The organism is Pseudazoarcus pumilus (genome assembly GCF_002872475.1).
Lineage (GTDB): Bacteria > Pseudomonadota > Gammaproteobacteria > Burkholderiales > Rhodocyclaceae > Pseudazoarcus > Pseudazoarcus pumilus.
The window spans coordinates 1,460,655-1,475,333 of the sequence record NZ_CP025682.1 but is presented as its reverse complement, the minus strand read 5'-3'; the positions used below and the strand labels follow the sequence as shown (position 1 = coordinate 1,475,333).

Below are 14,679 nucleotides of genomic sequence, written 5' to 3'. Positions count from 1 at the left end.
AACCCGTTCTTCTCTTGAAAGGAGGTGATCCAGCCGCAGGTTCCCCTACGGCTACCTTGTTACGACTTCACCCCAGTCATGAATCTCACCGTGGTGAGCGCCCCCTCGAGAGGTTAAGCTACCCACTTCTGGTGAAACCCACTCCCATGGTGTGACGGGCGGTGTGTACAAGACCCGGGAACGTATTCACCGTGGCATGCTGATCCACGATTACTAGCGATTCCGACTTCACGTAGTCGAGTTGCAGACTACGATCCGGACTACGATCGGCTTTAAGAGATTAGCTCCACCTCGCGGCTTGGCAACCCTCTGTACCGACCATTGTATGACGTGTGAAGCCCTACCCATAAGGGCCATGAGGACTTGACGTCATCCCCACCTTCCTCCGGTTTGTCACCGGCAGTCTCGCTAAAGTGCCCAACTCAATGATGGCAATTAACGATAAGGGTTGCGCTCGTTGCGGGACTTAACCCAACATCTCACGACACGAGCTGACGACAGCCATGCAGCACCTGTGTCCTGGCTCCCGAAGGCACCAAGGTATCTCTACCAAGTTCCAGGCATGTCAAGGGTAGGTAAGGTTTTTCGCGTTGCATCGAATTAATCCACATCATCCACCGCTTGTGCGGGTCCCCGTCAATTCCTTTGAGTTTTAATCTTGCGACCGTACTCCCCAGGCGGCCAACTTCACGCGTTAGCTGCGTCACTCAGAAAGTTACCTCTCCGAACGACTAGTTGGCATCGTTTAGGGCGTGGACTACCAGGGTATCTAATCCTGTTTGCTACCCACGCTTTCGTGCATGAGCGTCAGTATCGGCCCAGGGGGCTGCCTTCGCCATCGGTGTTCCTCCACATCTCTACGCATTTCACTGCTACACGTGGAATTCCACCCCCCTCTGCCGTACTCTAGCCGTGCAGTCACAAGCGCAGTTCCCAGGTTAAGCCCGGGGATTTCACACCTGTCTTACACAACCGCCTGCGCACGCTTTACGCCCAGTAATTCCGATTAACGCTCGCACCCTACGTATTACCGCGGCTGCTGGCACGTAGTTAGCCGGTGCTTCTTCTGTCGGTACCGTCATTAAGACCCTATGTTAGAGAGCCCCGTTTCTTCCCGACTGAAAGAGCTTTACAACCCGAAGGCCTTCTTCACTCACGCGGCATGGCTGGATCAGGGTTGCCCCCATTGTCCAAAATTCCCCACTGCTGCCTCCCGTAGGAGTTCGGGCCGTGTCTCAGTCCCGATGTGGCTGATCATCCTCTCAGACCAGCTACGGATCGTCGCCTAGGTGAGCCTTTACCCCACCTACTAGCTAATCCGACATCGGCCGCTCCAATGGCGCGAGGCTCCCGAAGAAGTCCCCCGCTTTCCCCCTCAGGGCGTATGCGGTATTAGCCACTCTTTCGAGTGGTTATCCCCCACCACATGGGTACGTTCCGATGCATTACTCACCCGTTCGCCGCTCGCCACCAGGTGCAAGCACCCGTGCTGCCGCTCGACTTGCATGTGTAAAGCATGCCGCCAGCGTTCAATCTGAGCCAGGATCAAACTCTTAAGTTCAATCCACAGCACTCAAAGTCATTGCTGACAAAATGAGCACTCAATCTTTGTGATTCCCGAGACCCGAAGGCCTCGCAGATCCACAACCGACCAAGCACCCACACTTATCGATTGTCCAAATTTTTAAAGAACCGCTGCCACCCGGCAGCGAAGAAGCGAGAGTATGAACAACACAGCACGCTTCGTCAAGCACCCCAGAGCAAATCCTCAACACCCCGGAACACCCCTCACAACCCCGAATCCCGCACCACAAAACAGCGCGCTCGAAGCAGCGAGCCGCGCAGTATAGCGACCACAATCAGGGTGTCAAGCGTGAGCCATCAATTCAACGAAACCGAGGCGAACCGACGCTTGCCGACCTGCACGAGCACGCTTCGACCGGCTTCGAGATGCAAGCCCCGATCCTCGACACGTTCACCGTCGACGCGCACGGCGCCCTGCCCGATGAGACGCATCGCCTCCGAGGTGCTCGCAGTCAGACCGGCCTGCTTGAGCACCTGGACGAGCGGCAGCCCACCACCGTCGGTGCTCAGTGCGATCTCTGGCAGATCGTCGGGTACTTCTCCTCGCCGGAAGCGCGCCTCGAAGGCCTCGAGCGCATCTTCGGCCGCCCTGCGATCATGGAAGCGTTCGACGATTTCCTGCGCAAGCAGCACCTTGGCGTCGCGCGGGTTGCGGCCCGCCTCCACCTCCTGACGGAGCCTGCGCACCTCGTCGATCGGTCGGAATGACAGTAACTCGAAGTAGCGCCACATCAAATCGTCCGAGATCGACATGAGCTTGCCGAATATCCCGCGTGCCGGCTCGGTGATGCCAATGTAGTTGCCCAGCGACTTGGACATCTTATTGACACCGTCCAGCCCGACGAGCAGCGGCATCGTCAGCACGCACTGCGGCGACTGGCCGTAGTGACGTTGCAGCTCCCGTCCGACCAGGAGATTGAATTTCTGGTCGGTGCCGCCGAGTTCGACGTCGGACCTCATCGCCACCGAATCGTAGCCCTGACACAGCGGATAGAGGAATTCATGGATCGCGATCGACTGACCTGCCGCGTAGCGTTTGGCGAAATCGTCGCGTTCGAGCATGCGCGCGACCGAATGATGCGAGGCCAGCCGGATCATGCCCGCCGAGCCGAGACCTTCCATCCACGCCGAGTTGAAGCAGATCTCGGTGCGCTCGGGATCGAGAATTCGAAAGACCTGATCCTGGTAGGTGCGCGCATTCTCGAGAATCTGCTCGCGCGACAGCGGCGGTCGCGTGGCGTTCTTGCCCGACGGATCGCCGATCATGCCGGTGAAGTCGCCGATCAGAAACATCACGTGATGCCCCTGCTCCTGGAAATGGCGCAACTTGTTGATCAGCACCGTATGCCCCAGATGCAGGTCGGGCGCGGTCGGATCGAAGCCGGCCTTGACGCGCAAGGGGCGCCCCGAGCGCAACTTCTCGACCATCTCTTCCTCGACGAGCAACTCGTCCACGCCACGCTTGATGTACTCGAGCGACGCACCGACATCGACCATGCATTTCTCCGACAAGATTTCTGACACTTCCGGTAAAACTTTATTGCTTTGGATTTGCACCCAAGCCTTTGCTAGACTTCATCAACTTTTACGCCAAGGGTACTCATGCGGCTCAGGGAAAACGGGATTCTAGCGGAATCACAGCGGCAATCGTCCAAACCCAAGCGGATCCCGCTGTCGGCTGCAGTCTTCGTCATTTCCCTGCTTGGCGTCGTCGCCGCCACCGCCGTTCCCCCCGGGGAGAGCGGCCTGTCCTTCGTGCCGGAATCGGTGGTCGAGGATCTGGGCGCACCCGGCCTCGAGGCGCTTCCACCCGAGCCGACGCTTCCCTTCGTTTACAACGAGCGCATCCGCTCGGGCGATACGCTGCAGTCGATCTTCCGTCGCCTCGGCGTCGCCGACGAACAGGCCTGGGCGTTCATGAACACCAGCAAAGAGGCCAACCAGGTCTTGCGCCAGCTGCGTGCAGGGCGCTCGCTGGTCGCAATGGTCGCGCCCGACGGCAAGCTGGTCTCGCTCAATCTTCCGGTTTCACGCAGCAGCGAACGTTTCGTCGTCAAACGTGAAGGTGACGCCTTCGCCCTTTCCGGATCTTCCGAGGCCGACATCGACACACTCGTCGAGATGCGTGGTGGCGTGATCACCCACTCGCTGTTCGGCGCCACCGATGCGGCCGGCGTGCCTGACAGCGTTGCCAGCCGCTTCGCGGAAATCTTCGGCACACAGATCGACTTCTCCCGCGACATCCGTAGTGGCGACCGTTTCAGCGTGGTCTACGAAACAATCTACGACAGCGGCGTACCGGTTCGCACGGGGCGCATCCTCGCCGCAGAGTTCGAGAACCAGGGTGACACCTACCGCGTCGTGCTGCATCGAGAGGCGGATGGCAACGAGGTTTATTACACGCCCGACGGCCGTGGACTGAACCAGGCCTTCCTGCGCTATCCGCTGGAGTTCACGCGGATCTCGTCGAACTTCGGACGTCGCATGCACCCCATCCACAAGCGCTGGCGCAGTCACAACGGAACCGACTTCGCCGCACCCACCGGAACGCCGGTCAAGGCTTCGTCGGATGGACGCGTGAGCTTCGTCGGGACGCAGAACGGCTACGGCAAGACGGTCGTCATCCGCCATCGTGACGGATATTCCACGCTATATGCCCACCTGAACGGCTTCGCCAAAGGCGTACACAAGGGGCAGCGCGTGCGCCAGGGTGACCCCATCGCCTATGTCGGCATGACCGGCTGGGCCACAGGTCCGCATTTGCACTACGAGATCCGCATCAACAACGTGCCGCACGACCCCCTGAAGATCGCGTTGCCGCCCGTCAAGCCGCTCGAGGGCAAGGCGCTGGCCGAATTCCGTGCCGTCGCCGAGCCGATGCTCGACCGCCTCGCCCTGCTCAATCACCAGCCCACGACGCTGGCCGCGCGCGGCGACTGAGCCGCGTAGCGAAGCGACGAAAAAAGGGGCCCTCGACGGGCCCCTTTTCTTTCTTCCGACGAAACCCCGGAAGCTTGCCGAGCGCGGGTCAGACCGAGAACGACGAACCGCAGCCGCAGGTACTCGTGGCGTTCGGATTGCGGATCACGAACTGCGCGCCCTCGAGGCCCTCCGAGTAGTCGATCTCCGCACCCAGCAAATACTGGTAGCTCATCGAATCGATCAGCAGGGTCACCCCGTTCTTCTCGAGGGATGTATCGTCCTCCGCGACTTCCTCGTCGAACGTGAATCCGTACTGGAAGCCCGAGCAACCGCCACCCGAGACGAACACGCGCAACTTGAGGTCTGGATTGCCCTCCTCCTCGATCAGTTCGCGGACCTTGTCGGCCGCGCTGTCGGTGAAGACCAGCAGATCAGGCATTTCGGCAGTGGTGCTCATACGTTCTCCTTGAAGCAGGTTTGCCGCCGCAACGGCTACCGTGACGCGTCTTGGATAACCCGCGACACGATGAGTTCCTGGGATTTCGCGCCAAGCGCGCGTACACGCGCTCAGCTTACCCCGAATCAGGGACTGACGGGTACGCCGTCGAGCCCTTCACGTTCATCCAGGCCGAACATGATGTTCATGTTCTGCACGGCCTGTCCCGCCGCGCCCTTGACCAGGTTGTCGATGACTGCCAGCACGACCACGACGTCTCCGTCCTGTGGTCTATGGATCGCGATGCGACACAGGTTGCTCGCACGCACCGAGCGCGTCTCGGGATGACGACCCGGCGGCATTACGTCGACGAAGGGCTCGTCGGCGAAACGCTGCTCGAACAGCGCCTGGAAATCCGCCTCGCGCGTGATGCGGCCGTACAGCGTCGCATGGATGCCGCGCACCATGGGCAGCAGGTGCGGAACGAAGGTCAAGCCGACGCGAGCCCCTGCCATGCCGGACAGACCCTGGCTGATCTCTGGCAGATGACGATGACCGGACGCGCCATACGCCTGAAAGCTGTCGGACGCCTCGGCCAGCAGCGTGCGCACTTCCGCCTTACGACCGGCCCCGGAGGCGCCCGATGCGGCGTCCGCGATCAAGGCCGAGGGGTCGATCACGCCTGCCTCGATCAACGGCAGGAAGCCAAGCTGCACTGCGGTCGGATAACACCCTGGATTGGCCACCAGACGCGCACCGCGAATCGCCTCGCGATTGAGTTCCGGCAAGCCGTAGACGGCCTCGGCAACGAGATCCGGCGCTGCGTGTTGCATGCCGTACCATTTCTCCCAGAGTGCGACATCGCGAATGCGGAAGTCGGCGGCGAGATCGATCACCCGCACACCGGCGGCCACCAGCCCGGCCGCCTGTTGCATCGCAATTCCGTTGGGCGTGGCGAAGAACACCACGTCGCAGCGCTCCAGGTCGGCATCGGCCGGGGCGACAAAGTCCAGATCCACCCGTCCGCGCAGACTCGGAAACATGTCCGCGACGGCCGTACCTGCGTCGCCGCGCGACGTGATCGTCACCACTTCGGCCTCCGCGTGACAACACAGCAGCCTCAGCAACTCAACCCCGGTATACCCGGTGCCGCCAACCACGCCGACCTTGATCATCTTCGTCTCCGTCAAAACAGCAATAACCCCTGCAACAGTACCGGAAAGCGGCTTTCACAACGACAAAGGCCGCCCGAAGAGGCGGCCTCGCGGTAAAGCGCGATCGTGATCAGCGCTTCGAGAACTGCTTGCGACGGCGCGCCTTGCGGAAGCCGACCTTCTTACGCTCGACCTCACGCGCGTCACGCGTGACGAAGCCCGCCTTGCGCAGCGCACCCTTGAGTTCCGCATCGAAGTCGATCAGCGCCCGGGTAATGCCGTGACGCACTGCGCCGGCCTGTCCGGATTCGCCGCCACCACTGACGTTGACCATGATGTCGAAGCGCGAGTCGTTCTCGGTCAGCACCAGCGGCTGACGCACGATCATGCGACCCGTCTCGCGCGAGAAGAATTCGTCGACGGGCTTGCCGTTGACGACGATGCTGCCGGAACCCGGCTTCATGAACACGCGCGCCACGGCGGTCTTGCGCCGGCCGGTACCGTAATTGTAGCTAACAGCCATTGATGGGCTCCTGTCAGATCTCGAGAACTTTGGGCTGCTGGGCGGTGTGCGGATGCTCGGCGCCCGCGTAGCACTTGAGCTTCTTGAGCATCGCGTAACCCAGCGGGCCCTTCGGCAGCATGCCCTTGACGGCCTTCTCGAGCACGCGAGCCGGGAAGCGCTGCTGCAGCTTCGTGAAGTTGGTTTCACGGATACCACCCGGATATCCGGTGTGATGGTAGTACTTCTTGTCGAGCGCCTTGTTGCCGGTCACGCGAAGCTTGTCGACGTTGACCACGACGATGTAGTCGCCGGTATCGACGTGAGGCGTATAGATCGCCTTGTGCTTGCCACGCAGACGACGGGCAACCTCAGCCGCAAGACGGCCAAGCACCTTGTCGGACGCATCGACAACAAACCAGTCGCGCTTGACTTCATGCGGCTTGGCAGAAAACGTTTTCATTCGATTCCTCGATTCTTGTCCGGCCCTGCCACGGGCCATGAAACGGAAAGCAGGCGATACTACGGGACAAAGGACTGCGATGTCAATGCGCTCGCGCGTGCCCGCGCAGGCAAAAAAAACGCAGTCCGGATTCCGGACTGCGTTGAATCCACACCAAAGGAGGAGGGTGGAGGAGACATCGACTGGATCGCTTCATACACCAGCGATCCGACTGAGACGAATTATCCGGGTCGCGCGCGCTTCATGCAAGCATTTTTTGTGCGGCGCACCATAAATATTCTGATGCCTGGATAAGCTTTGTTTATCAAATAGGTCCTTGAAAAACCTAGGCATTTGAATGGGTTCGTTGCATACACAAACTACGACCTCCCCCGCCTCCGATAGTTCCGCCACGGACACTCGAAAACGTCGAAACCGCGCATCGGCTAAAATCGGCGACGGACTCCCCTTCGACACGCAGGAAAAAAAAGCATGGAATGCACGATCAAATGGCTCGATGGCGTGACCTTCGTCGCCGAAACAGGCTCCGGACATCTTGTCACGATGGATGGCGCGCCCGATGCAGGCGGTCGCAATCTCGCGCCGCGCCCGATGGAGATGATGCTCGCCGGCGCGGGCGGCTGCTCGGCGTTCGACGTCGTGCTGATCCTGCGACGTGGCCGGCACGATGTGCGCGATTGCGAAGTGCGCCTTGTCGCGGAGCGCGCCGACAGCGACCCCAAGGTGTTTACCCGCATCGGCTTTCACTACCGCATCACCGGCCACAAGCTCAAGCCGGAAGCCGTCGAGCGCGCAATCCACCTGTCCGCGGACAAGTACTGCTCGGCCTCGGTCATGCTGGGCAAGACCGCCAGCATCGAACACACCTGGGAAATCGTCGAGGCCGACTGACGACCTACTCGGTGCCGCGAGGTCAGATGCGATGCGAGAGCGTAGTCATGACGCGCCCCATCAGTCGCATCGCCGCACGCGCCGGCGCCGGCAATTCCCGTCCGCCCAGATTGATCGCCGTTTGCGCATGACCGGCCTCGTCGAGCTTCATCTGCTCGACGATCGCCCGGGTGCGTGCATCCTCGGCCGCAATGCGGCCCAGATGCCCGTCGAGATGACTCTCCACCTGATGTTCGGTCTCAGCAAGAAATCCCAGACTCCAGCGGTCACCGAGCCGCCCGGCGACCATCCCGAGCGCCAGCGAACCGGCATACCATAGCGGGTTGAGCAGGCTCTTGCGCCCGCCCAGTTCGTGGATGCGCCGCTCGGTCCACGCCAGATGTTCGGTCTCCTCCGCCGCGGCGCGCTCGAGTTCTTCCCGAATGCGCGCCTCGCGTGCGGTCACGGCCTGCCCCTGATAGAGCGCCTGCGCACAGATCTCGCCGCAATGATTGACGCGCATCAGCGCGGCCGTCTCGGCCTTCTGCGAGGCCGACAGCGACGCCTCGGGAAGATCGGCACCGGGGACCGGACGCACGCTCGCGGCCGGCGCGAACAGCGTCCTGAGCGCCTTGTCGAAATGCACGATCGCGCGATCGCCAATCGTGCGGTTCACACTGCGCATCATTGATAGTTTCCGTTTCCGTAGATCAGTCCACGCCGCGCATCACCGAGTGTTCGCGGCGGCGCCGGCCCGTCGCAGAAGTGCTGCGCCGCCAGCACCGCTCGTGGCATGTTGTAGCCGGTCGCACGCAAGGGCTCCCACTCCGAACGGCGCGCGGGCGACCACTGCTCTTCCTGCGGACGCCAGCGCGCGTAGAGGCGGCGCTCGCCAGTCGCACAGCGAATCCCCTCGAAGGTGATGTTCTCGGCACCACCGGGCGTGCGCACCACCAGCGTGAAGCGCACCACGCGGTCCTCGCCCAGACTCATCGAAGCCTTGTCCACGTAGAACGCGTTGGGCGAAGCAGCAGTCACGAAGAACTTGTGCAGATCTTCCTCGCGCGGCGGCGGCGGATATTCCACCGCATCCTCCTGCCAGTTCGGATCCGCCTCGGTGAACAGGCCAGCCAGCGCGCACGCCGGGAAAAACATCACAACCGCGGCCAGCCTGCCGGCCCTCGAAAACCCCTGCAACATCGAATCACCTCGCAACAAGCACGCACTCCGCAAGGCCCCGCGCCGCCGGCCTGAGCGCCGTGCCATCGGACCTAGCGGCGGGCGCCATTCGCAGACGGGAGCGCATGGACGAACTCGCTCAAGACTCCCTGACCATCGCAAAGTCACGATACTCGGGAGGAACTTCCGGCGTGTGCGGCCTGAACAGGATCGCCGACAGCTCCGCCAGGGCCCGCTGATAGACCTGCCGCTTGAACTCGATGACCGCCTCGAGCGGTACCCAGTACTCACTCCAGCGCCAGGCGTCGAACTCCGGATGCCTGCTCGCCCTCAGCGACACGTCGGTATCGCGACCCGTGAGCCGCAAGAGAAACCAGATCTGCTTCTGTCCGCGATAGGTACTGCGCCATTCGCGGCGTATCCAGTGCTTAGGAACGTCGTACTTCAACCAGCCGCGCGTGCGTCCGAGAATCTTCACATGTTCGGGCTTGAGCCCGACTTCCTCGAACAGTTCCCGGTACATGGCCTGCTGCGGGCTCTCCCCGTGCTTGATGCCGCCCTGCGGGAACTGCCAGGAATGCTCGCGTATCCGCTTGCCCCAGAAAACCTCATTGCGCGCGTTGACCAGAATGATGCCGACGTTCGGGCGATAGCCGTCACGATCGAGCATGGTCGAACCCTTGATTCATCCGTGTTGCGTCAATTTTTCCACACTTGACGGGCGTTGGAAAGCGCGAAACCCGCGCCGGCTCCGCCGTCGCACCCGGTGCACTGCTAGAATGTGCGACCGATTTTCAACCCATTCGCACGGAACGACACGATGTTCGCCAGCAGGTTCTTCATCTCCACCCTGAAGGAAGCGCCGTCCGACGCCGAGGTGGTCAGCCACCAGCTCATGCTGCGTGCCGGCCTGATCCGCAAGGTCGCCGCCGGCATCTACACCTGGATGCCCACCGGACTGCGCAGCCTGCGCAAGGTCGAGAACATCGTGCGCGAGGAAATGAACCGCGCTGGCGCCGTCGAAGTGCTGATGCCCGCCGTCCAGCCCGCCGAGCTGTGGCAGGAGTCGGGCCGCTGGGCACACTATGGCCCGGAACTGCTGCGCTTTCAGGACCGTCACCAGCGCGACTTCGTGGTGGGCCCCACGCACGAGGAAGTCGTCACCGACATGGCGCGCCGCGAGCTCAAGAGCTATCGCCAGCTGCCGCGCCACTTCTACCAGATCCAGACCAAGTTCCGCGACGAGATCCGGCCGCGCTTCGGCGTCATGCGCGGACGAGAGTTCCTGATGAAGGACGGCTATTCCTTCCACGCCAGCCATGACGATCTGGTACGCGAATACCGCAACATGCACGATACCTATTCGCGCATCTTCACCCGCATCGGCCTGCAGTTCCGGGCGGTAGCCGCCGACACCGGCTCGATCGGCGGCACCGGCTCACACGAATTCCACGTCATCGCCGAAACCGGAGAAGACGACATCGCCTGGTGTCCGCAATCCGATTACGCGGCCAACGTCGAACTGGCCGAGGCGCTCGCACCGAATGCGGCGCGCCCCTCGCCCACGGCCGGACTCCAGAAGGTTCACACCCCCGGCGTGAAGACCATTGCCGAACTGGCCAACTTCCTGAAGATCGGCGCCGAACGCACCGTCAAGGCGATCGTCGTCGAAGGCGACGACGAGGCCGGACGCGCGCCCGTCCTGATGCTGGTAAGGGGTGACCACGAACTGAACGCGATCAAGGCACAGAAGCTCGAAGGCATCGCCGACCCGCTCGCCTTCGCCAGCGCCGAGGCCATCCAGGCTGCGTTCGGCGCAGCGCCCGGATCGCTGGGGCCGGTCGGTTTCAAGGGGCGCGTGATCATGGACCGCTCGGTCGCTGCGTTGGCCGACTTCGTCATCGGTGCCAATCAGGACGACTGGCACTACACCGGCGCCAACATCGGCCGCGACTTCACCGAGCCGGAAGTGGCCGACCTGCGCAACGTCGTCGCCGGCGACCCGTCGCCGGACGGCAAGGGTGCGCTCGAGATCTGCCGCGGCATCGAAGTTGGCCACATCTTCCAGTTGCGCACCAAGTACGCCGAGGCACTCGACTGCAGGTTCGTCGACGAGAACGGACGCGAGCAGGTCATGGAGATGGGCTGCTACGGCATCGGCGTGTCGCGCATCCTGGGCGCGGCCATCGAACAGAATCACGACGCGCGCGGCATCATCTGGCCGGCGAGCATCGCACCGTTCAAGGCCGTGATCTGCCCGATCGGATTCGACAAATCAGAAGCCGTGCGCGAGACAGCCAAACGGCTGCACGACGAACTCGTCGCCGCCGGCGTGGATGTCATTCTGGACGACCGTGGAGAGCGCCCCGGGGCGATGTTCGCCGACTGGGAACTGATCGGCGTGCCGCAGCGCATCGTCGTCGGCGACCGGGGCCTCAAGGACGGCGTGGTCGAAATTCAGGGACGGCGCGAGGAGCAGGCGAGCAAATTCTCCCCGGACGAGGCCGTCGACGAGACCGTGCGCCGCCTGACGCCGCAGACGACGGACTGAGGCCATGCTCACGGGAGCTCGCACTCTGTGGCTGGCTGGCGCGTTTTGCTTGCTGAGCAGCGCCGCGCTGGCCGGTCCGCAGATGTACGAACCGATGTCCGAGAGCGTGCGCGCGGCGCTGTCCGCGGCGGTCAGCGATCGCCCGGCACCCACTCTCGGCAGTGCCGACCCCGCCTACCGCGAATGGCGCGACGCGATGTCGCAGCGGCTCGCACGCTGGATCGACGACGCGCGCTACCGCGAGGACCTGCTCGACACCGTGCACTACGAGGCCACCCGCGCGGGTCTCGATCCCGAACTCGTGCTCGGCCTGATCGAGGTCGAGAGCGCGTTTCGCAAGTACGCAGTCTCGTCCGCCGGCGCACGCGGCTACATGCAGATCATGCCGTTCTGGATCGAGGTCATCGGCCGCCCGACCGACAACCTCTTCCACATGCGCACCAACCTGCGCTACGGATGCCTCATCCTGCGCCACTACCTCGACATCGAGAAGGGCGACCTGTTTCGCGCGCTGGGTCGCTACAACGGCAGCCTGGGCAAGGCCGCCTACCCGAACCGGGTGCGTTCAGCCTGGGAAGGCAACTGGGCGAAGACGCTCGCGAACGATGCCAGCGAGAGTGTCGCCCTGCAGCGCTGATCACGCCGTCAGCGCTTCGTCCTCGACCGGTTCCTTGGCGGCATCGTCGCGCCCGGCGCGGGTCTCGGCGGCGTTGTCCTTGCGTCGCGACCGATCTTCCGAATCGGCAGCCATGACATCGCCGCTGATCTGACCACCCTCTTCGATGAAGATCGTGCCATAGCGGATCTTGCCGCTGACCCGGCCACCGGCATGAATCACCAGTTGCTCGCGCGCCGTCAGCTCGCCCTCGAAGCGACCGTGGATCTCGGCCACATCGACCCCGACCTTGCCCTCAAAGGCGCCGCCCTGGGCGATGCGCAGCACGCGGCTGTCCATCGTCGCGTCCACGCGCCCCTCGACCACCAGCGTGTCGCAGTCGAGGATTTCCGCCCCGCGCAGCTTGACTTCGGGGCCGACGATCAGGCGGCTGTCGCCCTTGCCCGGTTCCTCGCGCCCGCGGGCCGAAGCCTCACCCGCGGCTGTCGCCGGGGTCGGCACACCCGCTGCGGCTTGCGCCGTAGCGCCCGGACGTTGCGCTTGCGATTCCTGCGGGCCTGTTGCAGGTCCGCGCACGCCCCCCTGAGTGCCCGGGGCACCTGGACGGTTCGGGGCATTCTCGCCGGCTTTGGGAAACAGATTGGGCTTGTTGAACATGGCATGCTCCTGCGTTCGGTCACGAAGCAGCCAGTCTAGGGGCTGGGAGCGCCCGCACGCAGCCACGACTTGTTTCAAGGTCGTAAGCGTGCGAAATGCCTGAACCAACCCTGACGCATGGCACCGTGACCGCGCCAGGATGCTGAATTTGCGCGACTTTGTGCAAGCGCAGCGTGTCTCCCCGACCCGCCCGCAGGCGGCGCCGATCGTGCACTTACATAAATCAGCTTACATCGGCGCGGCGCACTCGCGCCCGTGCCTTAATCAGGCCGTGCCGCCCACCGTCAGTCCGTCGATGCGCAAGGTCGGCTGGCCGACGCCCACCGGCACGCTCTGGCCGTCCTTGCCGCAGGTGCCCACGCCCGGATCGAGCGACATGTCGTTACCGATCATGGACACGCGCGTGAGCGCATCCGGGCCGTTGCCGATCAGCGTCGCGCCCTTGACCGGACGGGTGACCTTGCCGCCCTCGATGAGGTAGGCCTCGGAAGCCGAGAACACAAACTTGCCCGACGTGATATCGACCTGACCGCCGCCGAAATTGACCGCGTACAAGCCGTTCTCGACCGAACGCAGGATCTCCTCCGGGTCGTGATCGCCACCGGGCATGTAGGTGTTGGTCATGCGCGGCATCGGCAGATGCGCATAGGACTCGCGCCGACCGTTGCCGGTGGGTGCGACCCCCATCAGCCGGGCGTTGAGCATGTCCTGCATGTAGCCGGTGAGGATGCCGTCCTCGATGAGGACCGTGCGATTGGTTGGATTGCCCTCGTCGTCGACGGTCAGCGAACCACGGCGGTCGGCCAGCGTGCCGTCGTCGACCACGGTCACCCCGGGCGAGGCGACGCGCTCGCCGATGCGCCCCGAAAAGGCCGAACTGCCCTTGCGGTTGAAGTCGCCTTCCAGACCGTGGCCGATGGCCTCGTGCAGCAGGATGCCGGGCCAGCCCGGCCCCAGCACGACGGTCATCGTCCCCGCTGGCGTAGCCACCGCTTCCATGTTGGTGCGCGCCTGATGGACGGCCGCGCGCGCGTACTCGCGCAAACGCTCATCGTCGAAATACGCGTAGTCGAAGCGACCACCTCCGCCCGCGCTGCCCTGCTCGCGACGATCGCCTTGCTCCATGATCACCGACAGCGACACGCGCACCAGCGGGCGCACGTCGGCCGCCATGTGGCCATCGCTGCGCGCGACCATGACCACCTCCCACGAGCCGGCCACGTGCGCCATGACCTGGCTCACGCGCGAATCCTCAGCACGTGCGAAGCGCTCCAGGCGTTCGAGCAGGCGCACCTTCTCGGCGTCCGACAACGAGGCCAGCGGACAGTCGCCACGATACAGCGGCGCGACATGCGCGCCGGGCGTGACCGCGACGCGGCGCTCGGCGCCCGCGTCGGCGATCGCACGCGTGGCTTGCGCGGCCGCCGCGAGCGCCTCGGACGAAATGTCGTCGGAATAGGCGAAAGCCGTCTTCTCGCCACTGATCGCACGCACTCCGACGCCCTGCTCGATGTCGAAGCTGCCGGACTTGACGATGCCCTCTTCGAGACTCCACCCCTCGGCGCGCCGGTACTGGAAGTACAGGTCCGCGTAATCTAGGCGATGCCCCATCAGCGAACCGAGCACGCGCTCGATGGTGCGCGCGTCGACGCCGCAAGGATCGAGCAGTTGCCGTTCGGCCAGGGTGAGCGCGTCATGGGTCATGTTCATGTTCCGTCCATCGAAGTGTCTGGTTGGCAGGACCG

At 63.4% G+C, this 14,679-nt stretch carries 14 protein-coding genes and 1 rRNA gene; 4 read left to right on the top strand and 11 right to left on the bottom strand.

Going from position 1 to position 14,679, the window contains the following annotated elements; all coding sequences use genetic code 11:
* Positions 1-17: 17 nt before the first annotated feature.
* Positions 18-1,561 (bottom strand): 16S ribosomal RNA (locus C0099_RS07090).
* Positions 1,562-1,881: 320 nt separating this feature from the next.
* Entirely contained in the window at positions 1,882-3,081 is a 1,200-nt protein-coding gene (gene tyrS / locus C0099_RS07085; RefSeq protein WP_102246789.1) for a tyrosine--tRNA ligase, read from the bottom strand.
* Positions 3,082-3,186: 105 nt separating this feature from the next.
* On the opposite strand from tyrS, the gene C0099_RS07080 reads away from it, so the two are divergent.
* Positions 3,187-4,524, top strand: coding sequence for a M23 family metallopeptidase (locus C0099_RS07080; RefSeq protein ID WP_102246788.1), 1,338 nt, complete (start codon positions 3,187-3,189; stop codon positions 4,522-4,524).
* An 88-nt stretch (positions 4,525-4,612) separates the two neighbouring features.
* Here C0099_RS07080 and erpA read toward each other — a convergent pair whose 3' ends face one another.
* From erpA to rplM, 4 genes are all read right to left on the bottom strand, one after another.
* On the bottom strand, positions 4,613-4,963 hold the full coding sequence (erpA, locus tag C0099_RS07075) for an iron-sulfur cluster insertion protein ErpA (protein ID WP_102246787.1): 351 nt from the start codon (positions 4,961-4,963) through the stop codon (positions 4,613-4,615).
* A 125-nt stretch (positions 4,964-5,088) separates the two neighbouring features.
* On the bottom strand, positions 5,089-6,117 hold the full coding sequence (gene argC, locus C0099_RS07070) for an N-acetyl-gamma-glutamyl-phosphate reductase (protein WP_102246786.1): 1,029 nt from the start codon (positions 6,115-6,117) through the stop codon (positions 5,089-5,091).
* A 109-nt stretch (positions 6,118-6,226) separates the two neighbouring features.
* Entirely contained in the window at positions 6,227-6,619 is a 393-nt protein-coding gene (rpsI, locus tag C0099_RS07065) for a 30S ribosomal protein S9 (RefSeq protein ID WP_102246785.1), read from the bottom strand.
* 13 nt (positions 6,620-6,632) lie between these two features.
* Positions 6,633-7,061 (bottom strand): 50S ribosomal protein L13, encoded by a 429-nt coding sequence (gene rplM / locus C0099_RS07060; RefSeq protein WP_102246784.1) that lies wholly within the window; start codon positions 7,059-7,061, stop codon positions 6,633-6,635.
* A gap of 471 nt (positions 7,062-7,532) precedes the next feature.
* On the opposite strand from rplM, the gene C0099_RS07055 reads away from it, so the two are divergent.
* Complete coding sequence (locus tag C0099_RS07055; RefSeq protein ID WP_102246783.1) at positions 7,533-7,952, top strand: OsmC family protein; 420 nt, start codon at positions 7,533-7,535, stop codon at positions 7,950-7,952.
* Between the two features lie 22 nt (positions 7,953-7,974).
* Here C0099_RS07055 and coq7 read toward each other — a convergent pair whose 3' ends face one another.
* The 3 genes from coq7 to C0099_RS07040 form a co-directional block, all read right to left on the bottom strand.
* A complete protein-coding gene (gene coq7, locus C0099_RS07050) occupies positions 7,975-8,595 on the bottom strand; it encodes a 2-polyprenyl-3-methyl-6-methoxy-1,4-benzoquinone monooxygenase (RefSeq protein WP_102248418.1) in 621 nt (206 codons plus the stop codon).
* 20 nt (positions 8,596-8,615) lie between these two features.
* Positions 8,616-9,086, bottom strand: a complete 471-nt coding sequence (locus tag C0099_RS07045; RefSeq protein WP_228151671.1) for a CNP1-like family protein — start codon at positions 9,084-9,086, stop codon at positions 8,616-8,618.
* Between the two features lie 163 nt (positions 9,087-9,249).
* On the bottom strand, positions 9,250-9,780 hold the full coding sequence (locus C0099_RS07040) for an RNA pyrophosphohydrolase (RefSeq protein ID WP_102246781.1): 531 nt from the start codon (positions 9,778-9,780) through the stop codon (positions 9,250-9,252).
* Positions 9,781-9,930: 150 nt separating this feature from the next.
* On the opposite strand from C0099_RS07040, the gene C0099_RS07035 reads away from it, so the two are divergent.
* On the top strand, positions 9,931-11,661 hold the full coding sequence (locus C0099_RS07035; protein WP_102246780.1) for a proline--tRNA ligase: 1,731 nt from the start codon (positions 9,931-9,933) through the stop codon (positions 11,659-11,661).
* A 4-nt stretch (positions 11,662-11,665) separates the two neighbouring features.
* Positions 11,666-12,298, top strand: a complete 633-nt coding sequence (locus C0099_RS07030; RefSeq protein WP_102246779.1) for a lytic transglycosylase domain-containing protein — start codon at positions 11,666-11,668, stop codon at positions 12,296-12,298.
* On the opposite strand, the gene C0099_RS07025 is transcribed toward C0099_RS07030, so the two are convergent.
* Together C0099_RS07025 and tldD are read right to left on the bottom strand one after the other, a co-directional pair.
* Positions 12,299-12,934 (bottom strand): bactofilin family protein, encoded by a 636-nt coding sequence (locus C0099_RS07025; protein ID WP_102246778.1) that lies wholly within the window; start codon positions 12,932-12,934, stop codon positions 12,299-12,301.
* A gap of 264 nt (positions 12,935-13,198) precedes the next feature.
* Positions 13,199-14,644 (bottom strand): metalloprotease TldD, encoded by a 1,446-nt coding sequence (tldD, locus tag C0099_RS07020; protein WP_102246777.1) that lies wholly within the window; start codon positions 14,642-14,644, stop codon positions 13,199-13,201.
* Positions 14,645-14,679 lie beyond the last annotated feature (35 nt).

Excerpts from the sequence above, each read along its gene's own strand:
- tyrS (WP_102246789.1), bottom strand. The coding sequence starts at position 3,081 with ATGGTCGATGTCGGTGCGTCGCTCGAGTACATCAAGCGTGGCGTGGAC.
- C0099_RS07080 (WP_102246788.1), top strand. The coding sequence starts at position 3,187 with ATGCGGCTCAGGGAAAACGGGATTCTAGCGGAATCACAGCGGCAATCG.
- erpA (WP_102246787.1), bottom strand. The coding sequence starts at position 4,963 with ATGAGCACCACTGCCGAAATGCCTGATCTGCTGGTCTTCACCGACAGC.
- argC (WP_102246786.1), bottom strand. The coding sequence starts at position 6,117 with ATGATCAAGGTCGGCGTGGTTGGCGGCACCGGGTATACCGGGGTTGAG.
- rpsI (WP_102246785.1), bottom strand. The coding sequence starts at position 6,619 with ATGGCTGTTAGCTACAATTACGGTACCGGCCGGCGCAAGACCGCCGTG.
- rplM (WP_102246784.1), bottom strand. The coding sequence starts at position 7,061 with ATGAAAACGTTTTCTGCCAAGCCGCATGAAGTCAAGCGCGACTGGTTT.
- C0099_RS07055 (WP_102246783.1), top strand. The coding sequence starts at position 7,533 with ATGGAATGCACGATCAAATGGCTCGATGGCGTGACCTTCGTCGCCGAA.
- C0099_RS07045 (WP_228151671.1), bottom strand. The coding sequence starts at position 9,086 with ATGTTTTTCCCGGCGTGCGCGCTGGCTGGCCTGTTCACCGAGGCGGAT.
- C0099_RS07040 (WP_102246781.1), bottom strand. The coding sequence starts at position 9,780 with ATGCTCGATCGTGACGGCTATCGCCCGAACGTCGGCATCATTCTGGTC.
- C0099_RS07035 (WP_102246780.1), top strand. The coding sequence starts at position 9,931 with ATGTTCGCCAGCAGGTTCTTCATCTCCACCCTGAAGGAAGCGCCGTCC.
- C0099_RS07030 (WP_102246779.1), top strand. The coding sequence starts at position 11,666 with ATGCTCACGGGAGCTCGCACTCTGTGGCTGGCTGGCGCGTTTTGCTTG.
- C0099_RS07025 (WP_102246778.1), bottom strand. The coding sequence starts at position 12,934 with ATGTTCAACAAGCCCAATCTGTTTCCCAAAGCCGGCGAGAATGCCCCG.
- tldD (WP_102246777.1), bottom strand. The coding sequence starts at position 14,644 with ATGAACATGACCCATGACGCGCTCACCCTGGCCGAACGGCAACTGCTC.